The organism is Acinetobacter sp. ANC 5378 (genome assembly GCF_013004315.1).
Lineage (GTDB): Bacteria > Pseudomonadota > Gammaproteobacteria > Pseudomonadales > Moraxellaceae > Acinetobacter.
In genome coordinates this window covers 1-25,981 of the sequence record NZ_JABERK010000053.1, presented here as the reverse complement: position 1 = coordinate 25,981, position 25,981 = coordinate 1, and the positions used below count along the sequence as shown (strand labels likewise).

Here is a 25,981-nt window from a genome sequence, read left to right as displayed (position 1 = left end):
AGACAGCCTATACTTAAATAAAGGCAGTGAGTGAAAAGATTTTTATATATTTTTTTAAAATTTATCATTTTTTATACTCGTTTTTAAGCTTATTGTTCATTCTATAGCCCCTTTGTTGTTTTGAAATTCAGAAACCGGTCGTGGCTACTCTTGTTATCAGATTTAGGTTGATAAAAGTTATTGAGCTTGAAGCAAATCTTGAATTGAAAGCTTTTTCATTTTGAATATGACATCTAGGACATAGGGATTGTTATTTAAAATCTTCCATAAATTTTGGGGAACAATTTGCCAGTTAAAACCAAATTGGTCTTTACACCCACTGCTCCAGTCTTCAGTACCATGTAAGGTGATTCCATTCCAGTAATAATCAATTTCAGAACGACTTTCACAAATCACCATAAAAGAAATAGAAGGATTGGTGGTAAAAGAGGGGTCACCATTAATACCAACAAATGGGACACCTGCAAATTTTACTTTTACCGCAGTGTAATGTTGTTGAATAATTTGACTATTTCGGAAAATGGAGCAATACCATCCTAATACAGCTCTGGCATTTTCTTTAAACCGCAAGGCGGGATAAATAGAGTAAGTCATTATTATGCTCTGTATAGGCAATCTCAGCAGATAATGTAGCGTTCTACAGGTGTAATTCAAGTAAGTTTATGCAGAGTAATTGTATAAAATTTATTCAATTTAAAATCAAAAAATGCAGCCTACTTAGACTGCATTTTTTGATTTTTGAAGACTTACTTAGGTGTAGTCACTTGAGGCTTTAAACTTTGCGTTAAACCATTAATATCACCACCTTGAATACCCAGCTCATTCATCAGGCTATCAATGAGCGGGGCTTGCGTGCGGTAACGTAAGGCGCTGTTTACCACTTGATCAGACAAGGCAATTTGCCCTTGATCTGAATAACCATCACCTTGGGCACTGCTACCACCCATGCCACCTAAGCCATTGACTTGCAGAATCTTAATATCATCAATATTTTCCATAGGCTTAACGCTTTCACGGATAATCTCGGGTAAATATTTTAATAAGGCCAAGCGAATCTGCATTTCCACCTGTTCGGTAGACAAGATGTTATTGGCTTCATTGACAGCGCGGGTACCTTCAGCATCGACTTGGTATTGTTTTTCCATCGCTTGTGCCAACAGAATTTTAGCATCTGCTTCACCTTTGGCTTTCAGGCGTTCTTTTTCAGCATCGGCTTCTGCAGCAATACGAATAGCTTCTGCATCATCAATCGCTGCTTTTTTACCTGCTTCAGCGGCTACGGTAATGGCAATCGCATCTTTTTCTGCGGCTTGTTTTGCCGCAACCAGTTCAACTGCTTTTTGACGTTCTGCACGTTGCGTTTCACGTACAGTAATCACTTCTTCTTCGGCTTTTACCGCTTCTGCACGGGCACGGTCAGCTGAGGCTTTGGCTTCGGATTCTTCGCGAGATTTTTCGGCAATCGCAATGGCACGAATCTGTTCAGCCAGTTCAATGGTTTTCTTTTGTTCCACTTCGGCTTGTTGAATAATTTGTGATTTTTGAATGTTTTGATTTTCAACATCACGTGCCGCAGTAATCCGTTTTAAATCGACTTCACGCTCGGCAGCAATTTGTGCTTCTTCCGCTTCACGTTTTTTTGCAGCTTCTTGCATTGCAATTTCTGCCTGTTGTTCTGCTTTACGAATTGAAATTTCACGTTCTTGCTGCATTTTTGCATATTCTTCTTCACGCAAAATTTGCAAGCGTGCCTGTTCCGCTTCCAGATTCTTGGTTTTAATGGCAAGGTCAGTATCTTGTTCAATGTGGTTACGCTTACGACGACGGTCTTCGATGGTTTCTGTGAGTTTGGTTAAACCTTCGGCATCGAATGCATTTTGCGGGTTAAAGTATTTAAAACCAGTTTGGTCTAAACCAGTCAGTGATACTGTTTCAAGTTCTAACCCATTTTTAAATAAATCTTCGGACACCACTTGCTGAACTTTTTGCACGAAATCAACACGTTTTTCATGCAGTTCTTCCATTGCCATTTCAGCTGCAACTGCTCGTAATGAGTCAACAAACTTGCCTTCGACTAGGTTCTTTAATTCATTCGGTGACATGGTTTTTTGACCCAAAGTTTGGGCTGCAGTTGCAATTGATTCTGCTGTAGGTTTAACCCGAACGTAGAATTCTGCCATCACGTCCACACGCATACGGTCACGGGTGATCAGGGCTTGGTCATCTGCACGACGAACTTCCAGACGCAGGGTGTTCATGTTGACCGGGATAGTTTCATGCAGCACAGGCAGTACAATGGCACCGCCACCTAAAATGACTTTTTCCCCACCAAAACCTGTACGTACAAAAGAAATTTCTTTGCTTGAACGTTTGTACAGTCTGGCAATAATGATCCCGATAATAATCAGTGCGGCAAAAATCACACCCGCGATGATTAAGATATTGTATAAATTCGACATTGGCATTGTTATCTCAATTGTTTTATTAAAAGTAAAAAATTAAAGGATAATGGCTTGAAAGCCAATTTTAGTTCTTTGGGTCAACACCACAGATTGACCTTGAGTGAATATTTCATTTTGTTCGGGTTCAACTAACACATAATGGGTTTGTCCAAACTGATCTTGAACTTTGGCCTGTGCAGGAGAATTGATTTTGGCTTCCCCTAAAATAATCACCGCCGTACGTCCAATCAATTCTTCACTATAAATAGCAGTGGTTTCATCTTGCGGTAAAATTCTGGCAATGATCATGGCGCTATAACGGATCAATGGCATGCTTAAGAACAGGCAGGCAGGTGCAATAATCCAGGCGCTAAAAAAGTGTGCGGTAAAATGATGGAAAATGCTTTGGATGATAAAACCGCTTAAACTATAAACGGTTAGGAAAATAATCAGCCAGACAAAAAGTGGCACACGACCCAAATACAACCAATCGAGCACTTGGGTAAAAATACTCTGATCGGTATCGATGCCAATTTCAGCATGTTGTGCAGTGCTTAAATCATCCGGTAAAAATTGCTCCAAGAATCCTTGCGAGCCACCACCCAGTAAAAGCAAAATCAGTTCTAAAATGCCCAATAGCAACATCAGGCAAAGAGAAACGCTGAAAATGAGGTTGGAAGGATGAGTAATGAGTTCCCACATTATTTTTTATCTCTAGATATTTGTTCGCATAAATTATTCAAGTTATTGGTTTTTGTTTAAAAATAAACTTATTTAAAGATAGCATTGAAGAATAAATTTGTCTAAAAAAACAAATAAATGAATTAATGTTTATGTAAATGTGAAGTCAGTTGTTGAGCAGGTTTATTATCTTATGAAGGAACACTCTTAGTAAAGTTTATAGAGGAGGATTTAAATTACCCATCCTGTAAAAGGGTAAAAAAGTCAAAGCCTAAGAAATACCGATCATCCATACTTACTATAAGGTTAGTTGAATGAACGGTATCTCCAAACAATCGGGTCTTGAAATTTAAGCAGAGCTTAATTCAAACAGGTTTGAATCCGGACTTTCATGTCTAAGGCTTGTTGCACAATAAAGCTTTTCATCCAATTGACTTGTTGTCCCATTGGATTGGTTTTAATTGCAGTATTGAGGAAATCTAATTGGGGTTGGTTGAACAATTGATTTTCAATTGCTTCTTCAAGTTGTGCGCTATTCGCTGCAAGTGGAAGACTGACCAAATAGAATGCTTTGGGATAGTTATAAAAGGCATACAGTAAGTTAAATGCCTTTTGATCGGCCTTCAAATTTCCCGCACCAATTTCGTAGCTTCGATCCTGATTGCTATGGGTCACTCCAATCAAAAAATCAAAATGATTATCCGAAAGTCGTAGACCAAATTGAAGCCCGATTTGGTCAGCAGTAAGCTCATGTTGAACAAAGTTATTCAGGATAGAACCATCATCATTTAAGGGTTCTTGAAGGACCAGTAAATGATTGTTGTGTTGATAGATATAGCCGGCAAGTTGTGCATGTTCTAGGCTAGATTTAACGGTGTCGATAGTACGCGTAGGCATAATTCAAAAGAACATAGGAGAGGGAAGAGAGTTTCGATACTGTATGGAATTTACCAGCCGAATAAAATATAGATTTTAGATAAAAAAGCGATCAGCTTAGATTTTGTACATTTTAATATTTGGTTGTGGTCGTCGCTAGGCTTAAGTAAAATAACAAAACATTATTTAAGTGAATCATTAATAAAAACTTATACTCATTATTAGCTAAGCTTTATATGACAATTTTGCATATCAATATAATAAAACAAGCAATAGTTGGGATAACTAAATCTTTATAATGAATATATATATTTTTAAAAGTGTAATAAGTACACGTTGATCTGAGCTGGTGTTGTCAATGTCCATAAATGAGGAAAGACTTACTCATCTTAAACAGCTTGAAGCTGAGAGTATTCACATTATCCGTGAAGTGGCTGCCGAATTTGAAAATCCGGTGATGTTGTATTCCATTGGTAAAGATTCTGCAGTCATGCTGCATCTTGCTTTAAAAGCATTCTATCCTGCAAAACTCCCATTCCCGCTACTGCATGTAGACACGGGCTGGAAGTTCAAAGATATGATCACATTCCGCGACAACATGGCCAAAACCCATGGGTTCGATTTGATCGTGCATCAGAACAAAGAGGGTGTTGAAGCAGGGATTAATCCGTTTGATCATGGTAGTTCTAAATATACCGACATCATGAAAACTCAGGGCTTAAAACAGGCACTTGATAAATATGGTTTCGATGCCGCTTTTGGTGGCGCGCGCCGTGATGAAGAAAAATCACGTGCTAAAGAACGTGTCTATTCTTTCCGTGACAGCAAACACCGTTGGGACCCGAAAAACCAGCGTCCTGAACTTTGGAATCTTTACAACGGTAAAGTGAACAAAGGCGAAAGTATTCGTGTGTTCCCGTTATCAAACTGGACTGAGCTTGATATCTGGCAATACATCTATTTGGAAAGCATTCCATTAGTACCACTTTATTTGGCTGCAGAACGTCCTGTGGTTGAACGTAGTGGTACACTGATTATGATTGATGATGAACGTATGCCTTTACAAGAGGGCGAAGTTCCACAAATGAAATCGGTACGTTTCCGTACTTTAGGGTGTTACCCGCTTACGGGTGCAGTTGAATCAACTGCCAATACCTTGCCGGAAATTATCCAAGAGATGCTCTTGGCGACCAGCTCAGAACGTCAAGGTCGTATGATTGACCATGATGAAGCAGGCTCGATGGAGAAGAAAAAACAAGAAGGTTACTTCTAATTTTTCGATCTGAAACCGATTTCTAAAGTATGTGGAGTTTGAGCGATGTCTCATCAATCTGAACTGATTAGCCAAGATATTTTGGCGTATTTGAAACAACACGAAAATAAAGACTTACTGCGTTTTTTGACCTGCGGTAACGTGGATGATGGTAAATCGACTTTAATTGGTCGTTTGCTTTACGATTCAAAATTGATTTATGAAGATCAATTGCAAGCCGTTACCCGTGACTCTAAAAAAGTCGGTACCACAGGCGATGCACCTGACTTGGCCTTACTTGTAGATGGTTTACAAGCTGAACGTGAACAGGGCATTACCATTGATGTGGCGTATCGTTATTTCTCTACAGAAAAACGTAAGTTCATCATTGCCGATACTCCGGGGCATGAGCAATATACCCGTAACATGGCGACAGGTGCTTCAACTTGTGACCTTGCGATCATTCTGATTGATGCGCGTTATGGTGTACAAACTCAGACCCGTCGTCATACTTACATTGCAAGCTTGCTCGGTATTAAGAACATTATTGTTGCGATTAACAAAATGGACTTGGTGGAATTCTCTGAAGCACGCTTCAATGAAATTCAGGCCGATTATGCCAACTTCGTGAGCCAATTGGGCGACCGTAAGCCAAGCAACATCATCTTTACGCCAATTTCTGCATTGAATGGCGATAACGTGGTGAACAAGTCTGAAAATACGCCATGGTACAAAGGCGAAACCTTGATGGGTACGCTTGAGTCTGTCGAGATTAACCGTGATACCGCGAAACGTGATTTCCGTTTCCCTGTGCAGTATGTAAACCGTCCTAACCTCGACTTCCGTGGTTTTGCGGGTACGATTGCGCTGGGTGAAATCAACGTCGGTGATAAAGTTGTAGCATTGCCATCAGGTAAGTCTTCAACGGTTAAAGAGATCGTGACCTATGATGGCAACCTTGAACATGCCTTTGCAGGTCAAGCGGTGACATTAACGTTAAACGACGAAATTGACGTATCACGCGGTAATATGTTGATTCGTGCAGATCAGGGTATTCCTGCCATTTCACGTTCGGTTAAAGCGACTGTGGTCTGGATGGCGGATCAACCGCTGGTAATTGGCAAGTTGTATAACATCAAAATTGGTACACAAACGGTTCCTGCCAAAGTGACTGGCATTAACTTCCGTACCAATGTGAACACGCTTGAACAAATGCAAGTGGATCATCTTGATCTAAACGCGATTGCCAATGTGACTATTGAGTTTGATGCGCCAGTAGTGTTTGACCGTTATCAAGACAGCCGTTATACAGGTTCGTTTATCTTCATTGATCGTTTGAATAACGTCACGATTGGTGCGGGGATGGTGGAAGAGTCTGTTGAATGGACTGCACATAGCAATCCAGTAACAGCGGAAGACCGTGCAGCACGTTTAGGTCAAAAACCTGCGTCAATTACTGTATCGACTAAAGCATTGGAAAATGCGCAAGCGCTTGAAAACCTGTTGCTTCAACAAGGGATTGTCGCAATTGCGAAAGCTGATCTTGATGCTGCGCAAGTTACACTTCTTCGTGAAACAGGTATTGCAGTGATTACTACTGTTGCAGAAGCAACAGATGTAAGCTTCACGCAAGAGTCTGTTGAAGAATTGGCTGAGAAAATTGTGGAATTAGTTCGTCTATAAGACTGAGCTGATTTAAAAGAAAACCCGTCTTTATTGCGGGTTTTTTTATTTAGGAGATATTTATTTTGATATTGGGATCATCCAAGCTAGATAAAATTGTTTTATAAATCTCGAAATTTTCTTGGTCATGACAAACAAAATATACATGCTCGATATGTTCAAAACTTGGCAGGCTTGAAAGTACAGTACCAATCGCAATTTCAGCAGCTTCTTGTTTAGGGTAGCGATACACACCTGTTGAGATACTAGGAAAGGATACTGTCTTGGCTTGTACTTCATTGGCTTTGATTAAGCTATTTAAATAGGCTTTGCATAATTCTTCAGTTTCATTTTTTGTGCCACCTAGCCAGCGTGGGCCAACTGTATGAATCAGAAATTTGGAAGGTAAATTTCCTGCAGTCGTCACTACAGCATGTCCATTAGCAAGGCTACCACCAATTTCATCATGGATACGTCGGCACTCATTTTGCATTTTAATACCAGCTTTCTTTTGGATTATGTAATCCAAACCACCACCACCTAAAAGTGATTTGTTGGCTGAATTTACAATTACATCGACTGTAAATTCAGTAATATCTGTATTAATGAGAGTAACTAATTTCATCATTGGATGGAGTTTGATTTACATAATTGGTTAATAATGAAATGGCTTAGTTCTAAAATTTGTTCAGTCACAATATCAATATCAAGTGATGTATATTTCCAAGTAAATCTTTTGTATTCGATATTTTTTGCAAAAAACCAAGTTGATTCTTCACTCTTATTGAATAACTCTGATTCTTTAAAAGTTGAAATAAGATTTTGGTAGTTTTCTGGATGTTGAATACAAAAATGAACTTTACATGGTAAACCTGATTTATCTTGTTCTACTTCAAGGGTAGGACAAATCCAATTATCAATTTTGTAGTTTCCAAACCAATATTCGGGATTATTATTGTATTTTCCTGGATCGGATCTGCGTTTAAATTGAGATTGTAAATTCTCTTCTAGTTTTTGAAAAATATAATTTTGCAAATCTTGAAATACTTGATTATGCAGTTGAAATAAATGAGCTATTTCATTGCTATTATTTTTGATGAAAGAAAAATTTTCTAAATTCATTGAATCCTCGTAGTAATTTTCTAGGTGCAGAATGAACTCGCGTGCAAACAAAAACCATTTATTGTAAGGATTTTCAAAAGATTTTTTTGTTAAATTAAACTTAAAATTCTTTGTTAAATCTTGATATGAAATCCCGTTCCATTGATTAAAATCACTTAAACCATCTAAGCAAAGAACCACTGGAACAATTGTTTTGCTATTTTTTGCTCGATCCTTTGCATATTCAAGATAGCTGTCTATAGGGTTATTTTGATGATGATGAATTTTACATTCGATGATAAATAAATGGTCTTCAGTTTCAATGAGTAAATCAATACGTTTTAAATCTTGTGTGCTGATCTCTGTTTCTACTTTCAAGGGAGAGCTGTAATTGTTTAAATCAACATTATGTTTTAGCTTGAGGCTTTGAATAAAGCTTTCGAAAAAAAGATCACCTAGTCCATGTTGATTATTGGGATTTAAAAAGAAAGCTAATAGTTCGGTTGTAGGGTTTTCATAGTGTTTTCTAGCAGCAGTATCAAAGAAAGTTAGTTCTTTTTCTGTGGGTTTGTATTGTCTGGATTTTTCTAAAAGTTCTTTCAATGCATCAAGTGAGTATTGACCTGCCATGTAGATGCCATAAATCTATAATTATATGAAGATGTTCTTTTATTTTGATTTTAAATGCAAGGGATAGGTTAAGACTGAAATAGAAATAAAAATTTAAATTAGAAATATGATAAGAAATCTCTAGAAAAAACTAATTGTGTAACTTTCTTATTTAAGTAGTGCAACTTAAAAACTAAGCAGGGTATTTTTCAGGGTGATGAACTCTATTAAGACATAAGTCAGACTCATCTTCAAAGTACACTGTATCTATGTTCAAATACATGAAACTTGAAAAGTATTGAATAGATCAGGAAGAAATCATGTCACAAGCCAACATGCAGCAAGTCATCATCACAGAACCGGGCGGTGTGGAAAAACTTGCCTATGAAACTGTTGCAGTACCAACAGCAAAAGCAGATGAGGTTTTAGTTAAAGTTCATGCTTTTGGTATTAACCGCCCAGATATCTTGCAACGTCAAGGCTTGTATCCAATGCCTAAAGGTGTAACACCAGTTCCAGGTTTGGAAGTTGCAGGTATTGTTGAATCCGTAGGTAGCGATGTCACCAAATTTAAAGTCGGTGATCAAGTTTGTGGCTTAACCAATGGTGGCGGTTATGCAGAATATTGCGTTGTACCTGAAAGCCAAACCTTGGCTATTCCTGAAGGCGTAAGCTTTACTCAGGCAGCCGCGATTCCTGAAACTTTCTTTACCGTGTGGGCAAATGTATTCCAGATGGGTAAAGCCAAAGCAGGGGAAACCGTATTGGTTCATGGTGGTGCTAGCGGTATTGGTACGACTGCGCTGATGCTGTGTAAATCCCTTGGCATCAAAACTTTTGCAACTGTGGGTTCGGACGACAAAGTTACGGCTATTGCAGATTTAACCACAGCGATTAACTATAAGACTCAAGACTTCGAGCAAGTGATTAATGAACAAACCGATAATGGCGGTGTAGATGTGATTTTGGATATGGTCGGTGCGCCATATTTGGAACGTAACCTGAATTTGCTACGTCGTGATGGTCGTCTGGTCTATATTGCTTTCTTGGGTGGTGCTAAAGTTAAAGATGTGAAACTGGGTCAAATCATGATGAAGCGTTTGACTATTACCGGCTCAACCATGCGTGCACGTACCACGGCTGAAAAAGCGGAGATTGCGCAAGGCTTGCAAGAAACCGTCGCACCATTATGGGCAAAAGGTGAATGTCTGCCGATGATTTATAAGACATTTAAGTTTGACCAGATTCAGGAAGCACATGCTGCTATGGATACAGGTGAGCATGTGGGTAAGATTGTTGTTGAAATCATCTGATTTTTCTCCCATTAAATAAGATAAGCCAACGACTGTTGGCTTTTATTTTGCATAAAACAAGATAAGTAATTCAAATTAATTTATTGAAAAACAGTGATGATATTTTAAAAAATGGTAAAAAGTGTCAAACATTTGACACAACCTGTCAAAACTAAGGAGTAAATTAGCACTTAGATTAATCTGACCAAATTGTTTGGTTTTAGTTGAAAATTAATGCAATAGAGGGAATGTATTATGAAAATAGTGTCAGCTCCATATACTCATGCCCATAGCTTCCGTGCATTAAAGCGTCTGCATAAAGCGATTATTCGTAATCAGGTATTACCTTGCAATCTGCATAAGCTTTATCAAGCCCTGCTTCATTTAGAGCGTTATGTCGAACGGCTCAATCATAAACGTTCTAAAAACCGTGCTACAAGTCGCATTAAAGCGTAATTTGAGCATTGCCTATTAGTCTTAAGTTGAAGTAAATATTTGAAATTTAGTTTTTATTTGGCTGTATAATTTTTTTCATAATTTAAAAATTTTAAGCATTTTATGCACTGTGCTGTAAAAGCACAAAGAGGGTATCTATGAAGGGCAATGCGTCAACGCATGAGCGCCTTGCGGAACGTTTGGCAAGTATTTTAACCAAACTAAATATAGGGCATCAGTTGAGTGTACAGGAGCTGGCGCGTGAGTTTCAGGTCAGTACCAGAACCATTGAACGTGATTTTGATCGACTAAATTCTTATCTTCCGTTAATACAGGATGCACAAACCAAAAAATTCTATCTGGAATCTTCTTATCTCGGGCGTTTCAAATTACAGGATATTAAAAATTTCGCGCAATTGTCGGGAATTAATGATTTGTATCCTTCTTTGGATATTTCATTTTTAAGGGAGTTATTTGATAACCGCGCCAGCCTGGTGTTTTCTGCCAAAGGCTACAATTTTGAAGATGCGACGCAGTATGCTGAACACTTTAAGACACTGACTGGCAGTATTCAAAAAAGACAGCAAATCGCGTTGTTTTACAGAGGTCAAATTCGGGTTGTAAAGCCTTATCGGTTGATTCATCACATGGGTAACTGGTATTTGGCGGCGGTACGCAAGCAGGAGCTGCGGGTTTACCGTCTTGGTCGTATTGAAAAAATTATCTGCAGCCGTCGACTTTCACAGTTTGAACATGATCAGGCTGTTCTGCAGCAATTAAAAGATGAAGATGGCATTTGGTTTCAGCACGAAAAACAGGAAGTGATTTTATCTGTACATCCCGATGTTGCAATTTATTTTAAGCAACGCAGAATTTTTCCCGAACAAGCAGTTTTAAATGAATCGGAAACAGGAGAATTGGTAATTTCATGTCAGATTCGGCATCAGAAACAGTTGAATCCATTGGTGCGTTACTGGATTCCTTATCTGAAAATTCTCAAGCCGGCACATTTACAGCAAGAACTGGATGATAGCTTGCAAGGTTATTTAAAAGAAGCTCAGTAATAAATAACGGCAAAAATGAAATAGCGAGAAGTCTGGAAGAAATTCCAGACATAAAAAAAACCAGCATTAAGCTGGGTTTTTTATTGCACCATTTTAAGGAGTATTAAAATGGTGCCCGAGGCCAGACTCGAACTGGCACGCTTTGTGGGCGGGGGATTTTAAATCCCCTGTGTCTACCGATTTCACCACTCGGGCATTTTTAACAAGATTGGAGGCGGAGGTCGGAATCGAACCGGCGTACACGGAGTTGCAGTCCGCTGCATGACCACTCTGCCACCCCGCCATCTCTTGTTGCTGCGTATATTATCAAGCTCTGAAAAAAAAACAATAGTAGATTTATGCAGATGTGCAGAAAAGCAGCATATAACGGAAAATATTTAAAATATTCATGTAGAATGTGCGAAATTGATTCATATCAACACTTGGGAGAAGTGCCGTGGCATTAGTTCTAGACGGTCGTGCATTGGCGAAGCAAATTGAAGCTGACTTGTTTACTCGCGTAGAAGCGCTGAAAGCAAAATCAGGTCGTACTCCAATTCTTGCGACGATTTTGGTAGGTGATGATGGTGCATCTGCAACTTACGTGCGTATGAAAGGCAATGCTTGCCGTCGTGTCGGTATGGATTCATTAAAAGTTGAGCTTCCAAAGGAAACTACAACTGAAGAATTACTTGCTGAAATTGAAAAATTAAACGCAAATCCTGATGTGCACGGTATTCTGTTGCAACACCCAGTACCAGCTCAAATTGATGAGCGTGCATGTTTTGATGCAATCTCGCTTGAAAAAGATGTTGATGGCGTAACTTGCCTTGGTTATGGTCGTATGGCAATGGGCGAAGCAGCCTATGGTTCAGCGACTCCTGCCGGCATCATGACCATTCTGAAAGAAAACAACATTGAAATTGCCGGTAAACATGCGGTGGTTGTAGGTCGTTCTGCGATTTTGGGTAAACCCATGGCTGCAATGCTGCTTGAAGCAAATGCAACAGTAACGATTTGCCATTCACGCACGCAAAATTTAGCTGACTTTGTTAAACAAGCGGACATTATCGTTGGTGCAGTAGGTAAAGCTGAACTGATCCAAAAAGACTGGATCAAACCAGGTGCTGTGGTTGTTGATGCTGGTTTCCATCCACGTGATGGCGGTGGTGTGGGTGACATTCAACTTGTAGGTATTGAAGAAGTGGCTTCTGCGTACACGCCTGTTCCAGGTGGTGTCGGTCCAATGACCATTACCACTTTGATTCGTCAAACGGTTGAAGCTGCTGAAAAAGCTTTGGGTTAATTTAATCCTCCCTAACTCTCCTTTTTCAAAGGAGGGAATTTACATCTAAAATCCTATTGTTTAGTAGTAGGTTTCCCCTCTTTTTTAAAGAGGGGTTAGGGGAGATTCCTTTAAGATATAAATACCAATTAAAAGAATTCCAATGAGCTGTACTTTCCAATTCCCCAAAGCCCCAGAACATCTTATCCAAGCCTTACATAAGGTGATCCCCGGTTGTGAGTTGATGGCGCAGCAATTGCCTGAAACCCCCATTTCACTGTGGCTGATTCCACCCGTTTTCCCAACGGATAAACTGGATGATGAGGTGATTCGCCGTATCTGGAATGATACGCCATACTGGATCTTCTGCTGGGCATCAGGGCTTGCAATGGCTCAGTGGTTATTAGCAGAGCCGCATCACGTCAAAGACAAGGTGGTGCTCGACTTTGGTGCTGGATCGGGCGTAGTGGCGATTGCAGCGAAAATGGCAGGGGCTAAACGCGTTATTTGCTGTGATATAGATCCAATCAGTTTGGATTCATGTCGTGCCAATGCTGAATTGAATGAAGTGGAGCTGGAATATCTGGATGATTTGTATAAGGCAGAACAAGTCGATGTACTGTTAGCCGCAGATGTGCTCTATGATCAGTGCAACCGCTTTTTCCTGGATGAATTTTTGAAATTTGCCCCTGAAGTATGGGTGGCAGATAGTCGGGTGAAAAACTTTAGTCATCCTAAATATCAAAAACTAGATGAACGTAGTGCCACGACTTGGCCAGACCTGGATGAATCTAAAGAATTTCGAAATGTCAGTTTTTATAAGACGCTGTAAACAGCGTCTTTTTTATTTAACAAGTCATTTAAAGCGATTAAGAGCAAGTATAACGAACCACGCTCAATGTGCTTGGATGAGTAGCATCTAAAGTGTTACGAGTTGCCATGTCTTCACTATTGTATAGGTCAGGGGTGTTGCTTAAACTCACACTGGTGCGACTGTGACCAAGTTGACGACCATATTGTGGAGTTTGTATTGTGGGATTGGCAATTTCACTAATGCTTAAAATATCTATTTTGTATTGTTTATTTGAACCCAATACTTTTTGACAAGCACGTTGTAATTTTCTCTCATCCACTTGTTGGTTTTTGCGACCTGACAAAGTATAAGCCAGGGTTGCACGACCATTGGACTGACTTTCAATCTGATATCCGACATTACCATTATATGGACGTGGTGTGCTTTGACACGCAGCAAGTCCAAGCGCCATAAAACCTAAGCCAAGCAATTTATATGTATTGTTCATCTTCAAAAGTTCCAAGCGTTGTTATTCTATTGAGTATGCCATAAGCCTGCTTTTTTAACGATGCGATCAAGACGTATATCCAATAAAAAAGCTTTCCAATTGTGACAACTTGAAAAGCTTTTTTAGATGAATAATCAGCTAAATACGCTGGGTTCAGTCATCGCTAATCATGCTGTATTTTTTGATGTCTTTCATAAAGATATAAGTAATTAGAGACAAGCCAATCATGAAGGTAATGTAATAGAAGAGGTAGTTTTCATGACCTGCATTTTTAAAGCTCAGGGCAACCCGTTCTGCTGTACTCCCAAATAAAATATTGGCAGTTGTAGTGGTTTTTTCAAAACTGGGAGTATTAGCCAGATATTTTTTTTAAATAAGTCGTAAATGTATTGAAGGCTAGCGTACTGCTGGCAGTCAACATGATCATAATAAAGGCTTGTTTGGGATATTGAGTAAATAAAGCCAGTACATCTGATTTAGGTCTATCATCACGATGTTTTTGCTTCTTCATGTGATTTTAGCCTGGGCATCATTTTGATTTTAAAAGTTTAGTACATTTAAGTCATTATTTTATTCAATAGAACAGGCAAATAAAAAAGCCTCTCATCTAGAAAGGCTTTTAAAAATGACTTTGGATTAATGTTCTTTAATTTCTGAGTGGTGCTTGGTATCTTTCATAAAGATATAAACAATCAATGAGATAAAAATTAAGATAGTGACGTAAATAAAGAACCAAGACTCATGTCCAGCTTGCTTAAAACTCAGCGCGAAAAACTCTGCTGTCCCTCCAAATAGCGTATTGGCAAGTGCGTAGGGAAGCGCGACACCGAGTGCACGGATATGCGCAGGGAAAAGCTCGGCTTTCACCACGGCATTAATTGAGGTATAGCCTGTGACAATCACCAATCCGGCTAAACAGATCCAGAATGCGGACCAGTAGTCTTGGGTTTGGCCTAATTTATCAAACAGGAAATAGGTAAATAATACGCCCAAAACCCCGAAGGAAATCATTAGCGGTTTGCGTCCGATTTTATCCGACAAAGCACCTGCAAATGGCTGTAAACACATGAAAATGAATAGCGCCAGCGTAGTGATTTGAGTGGCTTCAGGTTTGCTAAACCCAGAGGTATTGACTAGATATTTTTGTAGATAAGTGGTGTAGGTATAGAAGGCCACCGTACCGCCAGCGGTTAAAAACAGTACTGTAAATGCCTGTTTGGGATAATGCTTGAACAGCGCAAACATACTCGATTCAGGCTGGCTTTTATCTTGTTGCGCATTTTTAAAAGATTGGGTTTCGAGCAGACCACGTCGAATATAGAACACGACTATGGCCAAGCAAGCACCGATAAAGAATGGAATGCGCCAACCCCAATCATGCAGTTGTTCTTCAGTCAGTACGAACTGCAAAATCAGTAGAACGCAGAGTGCGGTAAGCTGACCTGCAATTAAAGTAACGTACTGAAAACTGGAAAAGAACCCGCGTCGGTTTCTTTCTGCCATTTCACTTAAATAGGTGGCACTGGCACCATATTCTCCACCGACACTTAAGCCCTGAATGAGTCGGGCGACCACTAAAATAATTGGCGCAAAGATTCCGATTTGGTCATGCGTTGGAGATACTGCAATCATCAGAGAACCAATACACATTAAAGTCACAGAAAGAGTGAGACCTGATTTGCGTCCTTTTTTGTCCGAGTAAATACCCATGATCCAGGCACCAATTGGACGCATTAAAAAGCCGACTGCGAAAATGGCAGCAGCTTGAAGCAATTGTGCAGTTTGACTGCCTTTGGGAAAGAATGAATGGGCAAAATATAATGTAAATGCGGCATAGACATACCAGTCATACCACTCCACCAAGTTACCTGCTGAGCCACCCAGAATGGATTTGACCCGTGTTTTGGTATCCAGATTTACTGGAGGAACGTTTTGTTCAATCATGTGACCAAGTCCATTTTGGTATTGTTTTTAAGATGTTAAACCTATTGTTTTAACGGTATAAGCGTAGCAGTTTCTAATTTTGTATAAAAAATGTTCTAACTCTAAGTGTTTGAAAATTAATTAGTTAAAAGACATAGTTAGATTGATGATTTATATGCGTTGTTTATTTTTGTTGGGATAGCCCCATTATTATTTTATATTCATCCCATTGACTCATGATTTCCAAGTGTCATTTCACTTTAAATGGTGTTAAGTTTCCTAGAACAATAAGAAATTTAAGTCAGCTGTTTTAATAAAATTAGAGGAGGTGAACATGCAAGTGAGTCATCCGGTCTATGATGTAGTGGTGGTTGGTGGAGGCATTAATGGTGTCGGTATTGCGGTCGATGCTGCAGGGCGAGGGTTGTCTGTCTTTTTATGTGAAAAGGATGATTTAGCCAGCCATACTTCTTCTGCAAGCAGCAAGCTTATACATGGTGGTTTGCGTTATCTTGAACATAAAGAGTTTCGTTTAGTTCATGAAGCGCTGGTTGAACGCGAAGTTTTATTGGTCAAAGCACCGCATATTATTCGTCCCTTGCGTTTTATCATGCCTCATCAGCCGCATTTACGGCCTGCATGGCTGATTCGGACCGGTTTATTTGTTTATGATCACTTGGGTAAACGAGAAAAATTAGCAGGCTCAAAGCATATTAATTTTGATCCAGCAACCAGCCCTTTAAAAGAAGAGATAACGCAGGGTTTTGAATATTCAGACTGTGCTGTGGATGATGCGCGTTTGGTGGTTTTAAATGCGATGCAAGCACATGAACTAGGCGCGCATATTGTTACTCAAACGCGATGTACATCTGCATACCGTGAAAATGGCTTGTGGGTAGTGCATGTGGAAAATGCGCAAGGTGCTTATCAAGTTCAAGCCAAAGCATTGGTGAATGCTGCAGGGCCGTGGGTCGCGCAATTTATTCAACAGAACTTAAAACAAAAATCACCTCATGGGCTTCGACTCGTTCAAGGTAGTCATATTATTGTGCCAAGAATATATGAAGGCGATAAAGCCTTTATTCTTCAAAATGATGATCAGCGGATTGTTTTTGCGATCCCTTATCTGGATCAATACAGCTTAATTGGTACGACGGATCACGAATACCAAGGTGATTTAGATCGGGTCAATATTACCCAGCCTGAAATTGATTATTTGCTGGATGTTTATAATGATCATTTTAAGCATCAGTTAACTCCTGAAGATATTTTATATACCTATTCGGGTGTCCGTTCTTTATGTGATGATGAGTCAGATAATCCTTCTGCAATCACGCGCGACTATACTTTGGCCATATCTCATGAGCAGAAAAATGATGCGCCGTTGCTTTCGGTATTTGGAGGAAAGCTGACGACTTATCGAAAGCTTGCTGAATCTACAATGCTACATTTGCAACCTTTCTTTCCGACAATGAAAAAGCCGTGGACTGAAAAAGCATTATTACCTGGCGCAGAAAACCTGGTTTCAGTTGAGCGCTTAATTCAGGAAATCATGCAAAGCATTGAAGATGTGTCATTACAATTGGCTTCGCGCTGGGCGCATGCCTATGGTTCACGGGTATGGAAATTTATAAACGGTATTACAGCGACGGATGAACTTGGTGAAGATTTTGGACATGGTTTATTTACTAAAGAAGTTGATTATCTTGTAGATCAAGAGTGGGTCAGAACCAGTCAAGATATTTTATGGCGCAGAACCAAGCTAGGCTATCAATTTACGGATGATGAGATTCAGGTATTAGATCAATATCTTGCGAAATTGCTGGTGAAAAGATCGCAGGATAGTGCAGCTTAAATTTTTTAAACATGAAATAAAAGACCGTTAAGACGGTCTTTTATTTGAGTCAAATTGCAGTGTTGATCTTCAATTAAATTTTTAGCTCAGACTGTGTTTAACTTTCTGTTTTGAATTGGTTTAAATTTCGACGCCGCCCAATGCTGCACAATTCACAGGCGTATTCCACTGAACTGCAGTACCCCAAATCACAGGACGTACAACACGCCAAGGTCAGAAACCGAATCTTTAGCTTGCATTATAGTTGATGACGACGTTGCCACCGACTTGATGTGCACGCTCTGCAAAGCGTGGATACAGTTCTACGACACTGCCGTAAGTACCTTTAGCTACTTTAATGCGTTTTTTAATTTGAAATTGGCTAGAGTCTGGCGTGCCTTTGATGTAATAGGTGTGAAGAGAGGACTGTTCTGCAGTCGCTGCTTGAGCCCCATAGCTAGACTGGGCAAGCTGTAAGTGTGAATGTTTTTAACATGAAATTTACTATTTTATTATATAAAAAAAGGCCACCGAAGTGACCTTTTATCAATTAATTCATAAATTAAGCAGATTTTTTAACAGCTTCTAAAAGTTCGTTTTGACGAGCTTTAAGTGCTTCTGGTAAGCGTTCACCAAGTTTGTTGAACAATTCAGTGTGGCTTTCAAGTTCTTTGATCCATTGATCTTTATCTTGAGAAGTCACAAGGTCAAATTGTTCTTTAGTGAAATCAGAACCAGTCCAGTTCAATTGTTCGTAAGTAGGAACCAAACCGATTGGAGTTTCAGTCGCTTCAGCACGGCCTTCACAACGATCAATCATCCACTCAAGAACACGCATGTTTTGACCGAAACCAGGCCATACGAAGTTGCCTTCAGCATCACGGCGGAACCAGTTTACGTTAAAGATCTTAGGAAGTTTGTTGCCAGCAGCTTCAGCTTTAACCGCTACTTGTTCACCCATTTCTAACCAATGAGAGAAGTAGTCAGCCATGTTGTAGCCCGTGAATGGAAGCATCGCAAACGGATCGCGACGAACTACGCCTTGTTGACCAACAGCGGCAGCAGTTGTTTCAGAACCCATAGTTGCTGCTTTATAAACACCATCAACCCAGTTCAATGCTTCAGAAACTAGAGGCACTGTATCTGCACGACGACCACCGAAGATGAACGCAGAGATTGGCACGCCCGCTGGATTTTCCCAGTCAGCATCAATAGAAGGGCATTGACCCGCAGCAACAGTGAAACGCGCATTTGGATGAGCAGCTTTTTCACCAGCAACGTGTGGCTGACCTTTCCAGTTAGTCAGGTTAGCAGGTGCTTCTTTAGTTAGACCTTCCCACCAAACTTCACCGTTATCAGTCACAGCAACGTTGGTATAAATGACGTCTTTGCTTAAGGTAGCCATACAGTTCGGATTGGTCTTGGTATTTGTACCAGGCGCTACACCGAAGAAACCAGCTTCAGGGTTGATTGCATATAAGCGACCGTCTTCACCTGGTTTGATCCAGGCAATATCGTCACCTACAGTTTCAATTTTCCAGCCTTCATAACCTGCTGGTGGAATCAACATTGCAAAGTTGGTTTTACCACAAGCAGACGGGAATGCAGCTGCGATGTAATGTTTTTCACCTTGTGGATTGGTCACGCCAAGGATCAGCATATGCTCAGCTAACCAGCCTTGTTGACGACCCATAGAAGATGCAATACGTAAAGCTAGGCATTTCTTACCCAACAATGCGTTACCGCCGTAACCAGAACCGTAAGACCAGATTTCACGCGTTTCTGGGTAATGCACGATGTATTTTTCAGGGTTGCAAGGCCATGCAACGTCTTTTTGACCTTCTTCTAGCGGAGCACCCACAGTGTGTACGCAAGGAACGTATTCACCGTCAGTACCAAGAACGTCATAAACAGCTTTACCCATGCGAGCCATTTTAGACATGCTTACTGCAACGTAAGGAGAGTCAGTTAATTCGATACCGATGTGTGCAATATGGCTACCTAAAGGCCCCATAGAGAAAGGTACAACGTATAAAGTACGTCCTTTCATTGAGCCATCAAATAAACCGTTAAGGCGAGCACGCATTTCAGCTGGAGCTTCCCAGTTGTTTGTCGCACCTGCATCTTCTTGTTTTTCTGAGCAGATATATGTGCGACCTTCAACACGAGCAACGTCAGAAGGATCAGAATTAGCTAAATAAGAACCAGGGTGCTTTTCTTGGTTAAGCGCTTGCATAGTGCCGTTAGCGATCATCAGGTCAACAAGACGTTGATATTCTTCTGCGCTACCGTCACACCATTCAATTTTCGCTGGCTTCGTTAATTTTGCAATTTCTTCAACCCATGCAATAAGCTTAGGGTGACGAACGAATTCTGGTGCGTTCACTTTGGTCATGGTGAGGCCTATCTCAAATGTGTACAATTATGTGTACAAATAATAATTAGAATGAAGGGATACAACATTCCAATTTAAGTATAAAAAAAAGTGGCTGTATTAAAGCATAAAATCATCAAAAAAATAAGACTAAAGAAGTATGGGGAATAGGTTGGTAGATTATGTTCGTTCTTATTTATTATTTATTAAAACAATAGCTTACGAGTTTTTCATTGCCTTGTTTCTGATATTTTTAATTGTTATGAGTGTTATTTATTTTAATTATGTTTTTTAAAAACAGTAGCTTAGTATTATTTTTTTCATGAGGGTTATTATTGATTAAATAAATGGTGGTAATTCGAATTTTACATAAACAGGCTTTTAATTGCCGATAAATTGGACAAAATTAGAGCAATTACTTCAAAAAAGTATAGAAAATGTCAGAACCCTTAAAGCCATTGTCTCTTATTTATAATGAAAAGTCAGGATTTCATGCTGCAAATAAAGATGAAGTCTATGAACAACTTATGGCATGTTTAACGGCTTATGGCTATGAAATTCAAGCTTTTGAAATTGGTGCAGAAGCAAATTTTGATCATTTGATGAAGAAAATAATTTTACGGCATCAACAGGCGAGTGAAGTGGGTGTGGTCGTTGCAGCGGGTGGGGATGGAACCTTGAATGCTGTTGCTGCACAACTGATGGGAACGGATATACCCATGGGAATTTTTCCACTGGGAACCTTTAATTATGTAGCGCGATTACTCAATATTCCACTGGATCTATTAAAAGCTGCTGATACCATTGCTAAAGGCAAGATCCGTGAAGTGCATGTTGCACAAATCAATGATCATATTTATTTAAACAATGCCAGTTTGGGCTTATATCCTTTATTTATTCAAAGACGTGAATTATACAACCAGCGTTTTGGTCGTTTTGCTTTAAATGCCTATACCTCGGGTTTGGATGTGCTGATTCGCGATCGTAAAGAGCTGAAACTTGAAGTGGAGGTAGATGGGAGAAAATATCCTGTAAAAACACCCTTAATTTTCTTCGGTAATAATCAGTTGCAACTGGCAGAGATGAATTTGCGTATTGCGGAATCTGCTGCAAAAGGTAAGGTGACGGGTGTGGTGGTCGCCAAAAGCGATAAACGTACCTTGTTTAAAATGTTATGGCAATTGATGAGGGGCAATCTGGATCAAGCACCCGATGTGTATAGCTTTTCTGCAGATGAAGTCAAAATTTATTCAAAACGAAAAAAATTAACTGTGGCTTTAGATGGTGAAATTGTTGAAATGCAGCCGCCGCTTAAAATTTCAGTGCGTAAAAATGCATTAAAAATAATGGTTCCTCATGATTCTGCACCTGTCTGATTTACATTTTGGAACAGAAAATACTGCCTGTATGGCGGCAATCCGTCTCTTTTGCCAAGAGCAACCTCTTGAAGCTGTGGTGGTGAGTGGCGATTTAACCCAGCGAGCGCGCTATACGCAGTTTTATGACTGCAAACAGTTTTTGGAAAGTCTAAATCTTCCATATCTGGTGGTACCAGGTAATCACGATATTCCGCTGTATCATGTGTGGAACCGCATCTTTAGTCCATTTACCCGTTATAAATTATTCTTTGGTCACATGGAAAATACCTTAGAAACTGCACATTTTTATATTATTGGAGTGAACAGTATTCGAAGACGTTATCACACCCGCGGACATATCTCTTTGGAACAAATCCAGCAAATTGACCAGTCGTTAATGATCGCTCCAGCACATAAAATAAAACTGATTGTTGCGCATCAGCCTTTTTATACTCCACCGAATGATCCGCATGGGGTAAAAGACTGTCCAATGTTGGGACGTATGGCTTTAGAATCCTGGAGCCAAAGCGGTTTAAATGGTTTATTACATGGACATCTGCATCAATCGGCGGTGTATGACTTAAACCAGATTTATCGTTTAGGTGCAGTACATCCTGTACTGGATATACATGCCGGTACAGCGACTTCTTACCGGTTACATCGTGGCTTGCCAAATAGTTTCAATGTCATTCAGGCAAATGCAGATGTGCAGCATTATTATTTTGATGAGCAACAAAAAGAATTTGTATTAGATGAACAAAATGCTGAATAAATGAAGAAATATTGAGAGTTGAATAAAAAAAATACAAAAAACAGCATTTTTTTTTATTTGCCCCCTTGAAGCGTTTTTTTCCATCCCCACAAAAGTGACATCGAAATTATTTTGATGATGACCGATGGAATAACAAAGTCATCATTACTTCACTATAAAAGACTTAGTCTGATGGAGTTTCCAATGAGCAACATTCGTCCATTACATGATCGCGTAGTTATTCGTCGTGTTGAAGAAGAAACTAAAACTGCTGGTGGTATTTTACTTCCAGGTTCTGCTGCTGAAAAACCGGCTCAAGGTGAAATCATTGCAGTAGGTAATGGTCAGATTACTGACAATGGCGTACGTGCTTTAGACGTTAAAGTCGGCGACAAAGTATTGTTCGGTACTTACGCAGGTACAACTGTAAAAGTACAAGGCGAAGAACTTCTTATTATGAAAGAGTCTGACATTTTAGCCGTCTTAGAAGGCTAATTCAGACCTGTTCCATTCAATCAAATTTTTGAAAATTAAAATATTTGGAGTAAAGCATGTCAGCTAAAGAAGTAAAATTTGGTGATTCAGCGCGCAGCAAAATGATTGCAGGCGTAAACGTACTTGCAGATGCGGTAAAAGTAACTTTAGGTCCTAAAGGTCGTAACGTGGTTATCGACCGTTCTTTCGGTTCACCACACATCACTAAAGATGGTGTAACGGTTGCCAAAGAAATTTATCTAAAAGATAAATTCGAAAACATGGGTGCGCAACTGGTTCGCGAAGTATCTTCAAAAACCAATGACATCGCAGGTGACGGTACAACAACTGCAACTGTACTTGCTCAAGCAATTTTGAACGAAGGGATCAAATCAGTCACTGCGGGTATGAACCCAATGGATTTGAAACGTGGTATCGACCTTGCAGTTCGCGCTGTAGTTGAAAATATTAAAGCCACTGCTAAACCTGCTTCTGATACTAAAGCGATTGAACAAGTCGGTTCGATCTCTGCGAACTCTGACACCACTGTCGGTAAACTTATTGCACAAGCAATGGAACGCGTGGGTAAAGAAGGCGTAATCACTGTTGAAGAAGGTTCAGGCTTTGAAGATTCGCTTGACGTTGTTGAAGGTATGCAATTTGACCGCGGTTATATCAGCCCGTACTTTGCAAACAAACAAGACACTTTAACGGCTGAACTTGAAAACCCGTTCATTCTTCTCGTTGACAAGAAAATTGGCAACATCCGTGAATTGATCAGTGTATTAGAAGCGGTTGCTAAAACAGGTAAACCACTGCTTATCATCGCTGAAGATGTTGAAGGCGAAGCGTTGGCTACTCTTGTAGTAAACAACATGCGCGGTATTATCAAAGTATGTGCTGTTAAAGCACCTGGTTTTGGTGACCGTCGTAAAGCGATGCTACAAGACATCGCAATCTTGACTGGCGGTACTGTAATTTCTGAAGAAATTGGCATGTCACTTGAGCAAACTACTTTAGAACATTTAGGTACAGCGCATAAAGTAACTGTTTCTAAAGAAAATACTGTTCTTGTTGATGGTGCAGGTGATGCGGCTCAAATCGCAGATCGCGTTCAACAAATTCGTGCTCAAATTGAAGAATCTACGTCTGAATACGACAAAGAAAAACTTCAAGAACGTGTTGCTAAATTAGCAGGCGGTGTTGCAGTGATCAAAATCGGTGCTGCAACTGAAATTGAAATGAAAGAGAAAAAAGACCGTGTTGACGATGCACTTCACGCGACTCGCGCTGCGGTTGAAGAAGGTGTTGTTGCAGGTGGTGGTGTTGCGCTAGTACGTGCAGCTAAAGCACTTGATGGTGTGGTTGGTACAAACGATGATCAAAATGTAGGTATTAACATTTTACGTCGTGCAATCGAAGCGCCGCTTCGTCAAATCGTTGCAAACGCAGGTGATGAACCATCTGTCGTGATCAATGCTGTTAAAAATGGCGAAGGTAACTTCGGTTATAACGCTGCGACTGGCGAATATGGCGACATGCTTGAAATGGGTATCCTTGACCCAGCAAAAGTAACGCGTTCTGCACTTGAGCACGCTGCTTCTGTTGCTGCATTGATGCTTACAACTGAATGCATGATTACTGATATCCCAGAAGACAAACCAGCAATGCCTGATATGGGTGGCATGGGTGGTATGGGCGGTATGATGTAATTCATACTGATCATCCGGTCTGAAAAAATCCCCGCATTTTGCGGGGATTTTTTTATCAATATTCAAATTATTTAATTTTAATATAAGCAGCTTGATAGGTTTCAGGATAAATAAATGAGACCAGTTCATGTTGGGTTTTATTGGGTTTAACAGGAGAGAGTGGATCATTTTCAATGATAGAAATATGTTCGTTATTCTTAGCATCCACTAAAACAATATCGCTGTCGCGTAATTTAAGCGGTTGATCTGAATGATTATTAATTTCAAAAAAATAGGTTAATTTTGTACTTTCAATGCCATTAGATTCTATTTTTTCTGATTTAAATAAATCAGCCTGAATATCTACATATTTGAGTGCATTATTCACTTCAATATTTTGTACTTGTGGAATTTGGTATTTTTCAAAATTTTTGAATTGGGTTTTATTTTGATCCAGGGGTTCTATTGAATGATCATGCAAAGAAAAATAACGATTTTGTTTGGTTTTATTGTCAATGAATTGCAATAAATTTGAATTTTGCTCATCTAAAGTGAATGTGCCCGAAAACTCTTTTTGTTTAATCTTTTGCTTAAAGAAACTGATTTCCTTTAGGGTGTAAGTCTTGTTTTGATGAAGTTGGAGAGAAATGAGTTTCTTTTCACAAGCATCACAGGGAATAAATGCTTTGTAATGACCAACCCAATCGGGAGTTTGAACCTGTATCGGTTTTGAAGGCTGTTCAGGTAGATTAACTTTTTCATTCAGGGATGATGTGCTTGAATTATCGCAGCCACTTGAAAGTAACAGGGCAAAAAAACTAAGTGCAATCATCGTTTGTTTCATAATGATCTTTTAATGAGAATGATATTTTTCTAACCATAAGCATAACCGGATGATCTCGCTAGTATGAAGTCGCCAAATAAATGATTTATTTGTAGCAAATCGTGACGAGTATGCAAAATGGAGGGGCTAAAAAAGCCATATTTCAGGCTTTTTATGTAGGGGAATAAAGGAGCTCAATTAATTAAGATCTTTTTGTAATTTATAATTAAGTTTTGAATCCATGGCTTTTCCTGTGTTCATATCGCGCGCTTCTACAAAATTTTCACCGATAAAAAATTTACGATTTTCACCGGCTTTATCTAAGCGAATGATCGATGGATTATCCGGATCGAAGCTAAAAGTGCCTTTCACCTTAAATTGATTGCTTTTTCCTTTACCCAAATATTCTTGTGTTAATTCATAAGTTTTATCTTATCTAGTATATATTTTGTATATAAAAACAATCTTGTAAGTGCTTATAGAATGCATTAATGTATTATTTATAGAAGTTATCTAGAGTATTTAAATATATAAAATACTCTATTCTTGTTTACTCTCGGAGATAAAAAATGTCTGTTATTAAGCTTAAGATGGGAGTGGTTGATAATATCAATAGGCAGATAGTGGACATACCTGTTTTAATTGATGAGAATGAGAGGTGGATCAGGAAATTTGAACAACACTTATAAGTGATATTTTGCTCCCCAAATGATGTTATAAACATCAATATATGGAGTATTTTATGGCACGTAGACCAAGAAGAAATCATTCAAAT

General features: G+C 39.4%; 22 protein-coding genes, 2 tRNA genes and 2 pseudogenes. 12 read left to right on the top strand and 14 right to left on the bottom strand.

The annotated features are described in order from the left end of the window. Positions 1–177: 177 nt before the first annotated feature. From HLH16_RS11675 to HLH16_RS11660, 4 genes are all read right to left on the bottom strand, one after another. Entirely contained in the window at positions 178–594 is a 417-nt protein-coding gene (locus tag HLH16_RS11675; RefSeq protein WP_171529447.1) for a VOC family protein, read from the bottom strand. Between the two features lie 152 nt (positions 595–746). Beyond that, a complete protein-coding gene (locus tag HLH16_RS11670) occupies positions 747–2,465 on the bottom strand; it encodes a flotillin family protein (RefSeq protein WP_171529446.1) in 1,719 nt (572 codons plus the stop codon). A gap of 33 nt (positions 2,466–2,498) precedes the next feature. Further along, entirely contained in the window at positions 2,499–3,143 is a 645-nt protein-coding gene (locus HLH16_RS11665) for a YqiJ family protein (RefSeq protein ID WP_171529445.1), read from the bottom strand. 339 nt (positions 3,144–3,482) lie between these two features. Beyond that, entirely contained in the window at positions 3,483–4,019 is a 537-nt protein-coding gene (locus tag HLH16_RS11660; RefSeq protein ID WP_171529444.1) for a hypothetical protein, read from the bottom strand. Between the two features lie 343 nt (positions 4,020–4,362). On the opposite strand from HLH16_RS11660, the gene cysD reads away from it, so the two are divergent. Beyond that, positions 4,363–5,271, top strand: coding sequence for a sulfate adenylyltransferase subunit CysD (cysD, locus tag HLH16_RS11655; protein WP_171458788.1), 909 nt, complete (start codon positions 4,363–4,365; stop codon positions 5,269–5,271). A gap of 45 nt (positions 5,272–5,316) precedes the next feature. Then, entirely contained in the window at positions 5,317–6,933 is a 1,617-nt protein-coding gene (gene cysN, locus HLH16_RS11650; protein ID WP_171529443.1) for a sulfate adenylyltransferase subunit CysN, read from the top strand. A 49-nt stretch (positions 6,934–6,982) separates the two neighbouring features. On the opposite strand, the gene HLH16_RS11645 is transcribed toward cysN, so the two are convergent. Together HLH16_RS11645 and HLH16_RS11640 are read right to left on the bottom strand one after the other, a co-directional pair. Further along, entirely contained in the window at positions 6,983–7,537 is a 555-nt protein-coding gene (locus HLH16_RS11645) for a macro domain-containing protein (protein WP_171529496.1), read from the bottom strand. After that, positions 7,537–8,643 (bottom strand): PD-(D/E)XK nuclease family protein, encoded by a 1,107-nt coding sequence (locus tag HLH16_RS11640; protein WP_171529442.1) that lies wholly within the window; start codon positions 8,641–8,643, stop codon positions 7,537–7,539. The genes HLH16_RS11645 and HLH16_RS11640 overlap by 1 nt, the downstream gene beginning before the upstream one ends. 299 nt (positions 8,644–8,942) lie before the next feature. Between HLH16_RS11640 and HLH16_RS11635 the strand changes: the two genes are divergently transcribed. From HLH16_RS11635 to HLH16_RS11625, 3 genes are all read left to right on the top strand, one after another. Beyond that, positions 8,943–9,935, top strand: coding sequence for an NAD(P)H-quinone oxidoreductase (locus HLH16_RS11635; protein WP_171529441.1), 993 nt, complete (start codon positions 8,943–8,945; stop codon positions 9,933–9,935). A 234-nt stretch (positions 9,936–10,169) separates the two neighbouring features. Beyond that, positions 10,170–10,370 (top strand): hypothetical protein, encoded by a 201-nt coding sequence (locus HLH16_RS11630; RefSeq protein WP_171529440.1) that lies wholly within the window; start codon positions 10,170–10,172, stop codon positions 10,368–10,370. Positions 10,371–10,507: 137 nt separating this feature from the next. After that, positions 10,508–11,413: a helix-turn-helix transcriptional regulator gene (locus tag HLH16_RS11625; RefSeq protein ID WP_171529439.1), complete on the top strand. Its 906-nt coding sequence runs from the start codon at positions 10,508–10,510 to the stop codon at positions 11,411–11,413. Between the two features lie 109 nt (positions 11,414–11,522). Here HLH16_RS11625 and HLH16_RS11620 read toward each other — a convergent pair. After that, positions 11,523–11,608: transfer RNA gene (locus HLH16_RS11620), tRNA-Leu, on the bottom strand. A 14-nt stretch (positions 11,609–11,622) separates the two neighbouring features. Continuing rightward, positions 11,623–11,696 (bottom strand) — tRNA-Cys (locus HLH16_RS11615). A 153-nt stretch (positions 11,697–11,849) separates the two neighbouring features. Between HLH16_RS11615 and folD the strand changes: the two genes are divergently transcribed. After that, a complete protein-coding gene (gene folD / locus HLH16_RS11610) occupies positions 11,850–12,698 on the top strand; it encodes a bifunctional methylenetetrahydrofolate dehydrogenase/methenyltetrahydrofolate cyclohydrolase FolD (RefSeq protein WP_171529438.1) in 849 nt (282 codons plus the stop codon). A gap of 142 nt (positions 12,699–12,840) precedes the next feature. Further along, entirely contained in the window at positions 12,841–13,509 is a 669-nt protein-coding gene (locus HLH16_RS11605; protein WP_171529437.1) for a class I SAM-dependent methyltransferase, read from the top strand. Positions 13,510–13,546: 37 nt separating this feature from the next. Here HLH16_RS11605 and HLH16_RS11600 read toward each other — a convergent pair whose 3' ends face one another. The 3 genes and pseudogenes from HLH16_RS11600 to HLH16_RS11590 form a co-directional block, all read right to left on the bottom strand. Further along, complete coding sequence (locus HLH16_RS11600) at positions 13,547–13,978, bottom strand: hypothetical protein (RefSeq protein WP_171529436.1); 432 nt, start codon at positions 13,976–13,978, stop codon at positions 13,547–13,549. 153 nt (positions 13,979–14,131) lie between these two features. Further along, positions 14,132–14,483, bottom strand: a pseudogene (locus HLH16_RS11595) (alpha-ketoglutarate permease); the annotation flags it as partial. Between the two features lie 131 nt (positions 14,484–14,614). Further along, on the bottom strand, positions 14,615–15,922 hold the full coding sequence (locus HLH16_RS11590; protein WP_171529435.1) for an MFS transporter: 1,308 nt from the start codon (positions 15,920–15,922) through the stop codon (positions 14,615–14,617). A gap of 313 nt (positions 15,923–16,235) precedes the next feature. Between HLH16_RS11590 and glpD the strand changes: the two genes are divergently transcribed. Further along, positions 16,236–17,756, top strand: a complete 1,521-nt coding sequence (gene glpD / locus HLH16_RS11585) for a glycerol-3-phosphate dehydrogenase (protein ID WP_171529434.1) — start codon at positions 16,236–16,238, stop codon at positions 17,754–17,756. Positions 17,757–18,297: 541 nt separating this feature from the next. Here the strand turns inward: glpD and HLH16_RS11580 are convergent. Continuing rightward, positions 18,298–20,130 carry a phosphoenolpyruvate carboxykinase (GTP) gene (locus HLH16_RS11580; protein ID WP_171529433.1) on the bottom strand — a complete coding sequence of 611 codons (1,833 nt, stop codon included), beginning with the start codon at positions 20,128–20,130 and terminating at the stop codon, positions 18,298–18,300. A gap of 416 nt (positions 20,131–20,546) precedes the next feature. Here HLH16_RS11580 and HLH16_RS11575 point away from each other — a divergent pair, with 416 nt between their 5' ends. The 4 genes from HLH16_RS11575 to groL all read left to right on the top strand — a co-directional run bounded on the left by HLH16_RS11575 (position 20,547) and on the right by groL (position 24,404). Further along, entirely contained in the window at positions 20,547–21,485 is a 939-nt protein-coding gene (locus HLH16_RS11575) for a diacylglycerol/lipid kinase family protein (RefSeq protein WP_171529432.1), read from the top strand. Beyond that, entirely contained in the window at positions 21,466–22,239 is a 774-nt protein-coding gene (locus HLH16_RS11570) for a metallophosphoesterase family protein (protein ID WP_171529431.1), read from the top strand. Before HLH16_RS11575 ends, HLH16_RS11570 begins: the two co-directional genes overlap by 20 nt. A gap of 183 nt (positions 22,240–22,422) precedes the next feature. Next, positions 22,423–22,713 (top strand): co-chaperone GroES, encoded by a 291-nt coding sequence (locus tag HLH16_RS11565; protein ID WP_016167026.1) that lies wholly within the window; start codon positions 22,423–22,425, stop codon positions 22,711–22,713. 56 nt (positions 22,714–22,769) lie between these two features. Then, positions 22,770–24,404, top strand: coding sequence for a chaperonin GroEL (groL, locus tag HLH16_RS11560; protein ID WP_131288740.1), 1,635 nt, complete (start codon positions 22,770–22,772; stop codon positions 24,402–24,404). A 67-nt stretch (positions 24,405–24,471) separates the two neighbouring features. Here the strand turns inward: groL and HLH16_RS11555 are convergent, their stop codons facing one another. Next, complete coding sequence (locus HLH16_RS11555; protein ID WP_171529430.1) at positions 24,472–25,227, bottom strand: copper resistance protein NlpE N-terminal domain-containing protein; 756 nt, start codon at positions 25,225–25,227, stop codon at positions 24,472–24,474. Positions 25,228–25,404: 177 nt separating this feature from the next. Then, a pseudogene (locus HLH16_RS11550) lies at positions 25,405–25,638 on the bottom strand (copper resistance protein NlpE N-terminal domain-containing protein); the annotation flags it as partial. Positions 25,639–25,981 lie beyond the last annotated feature (343 nt).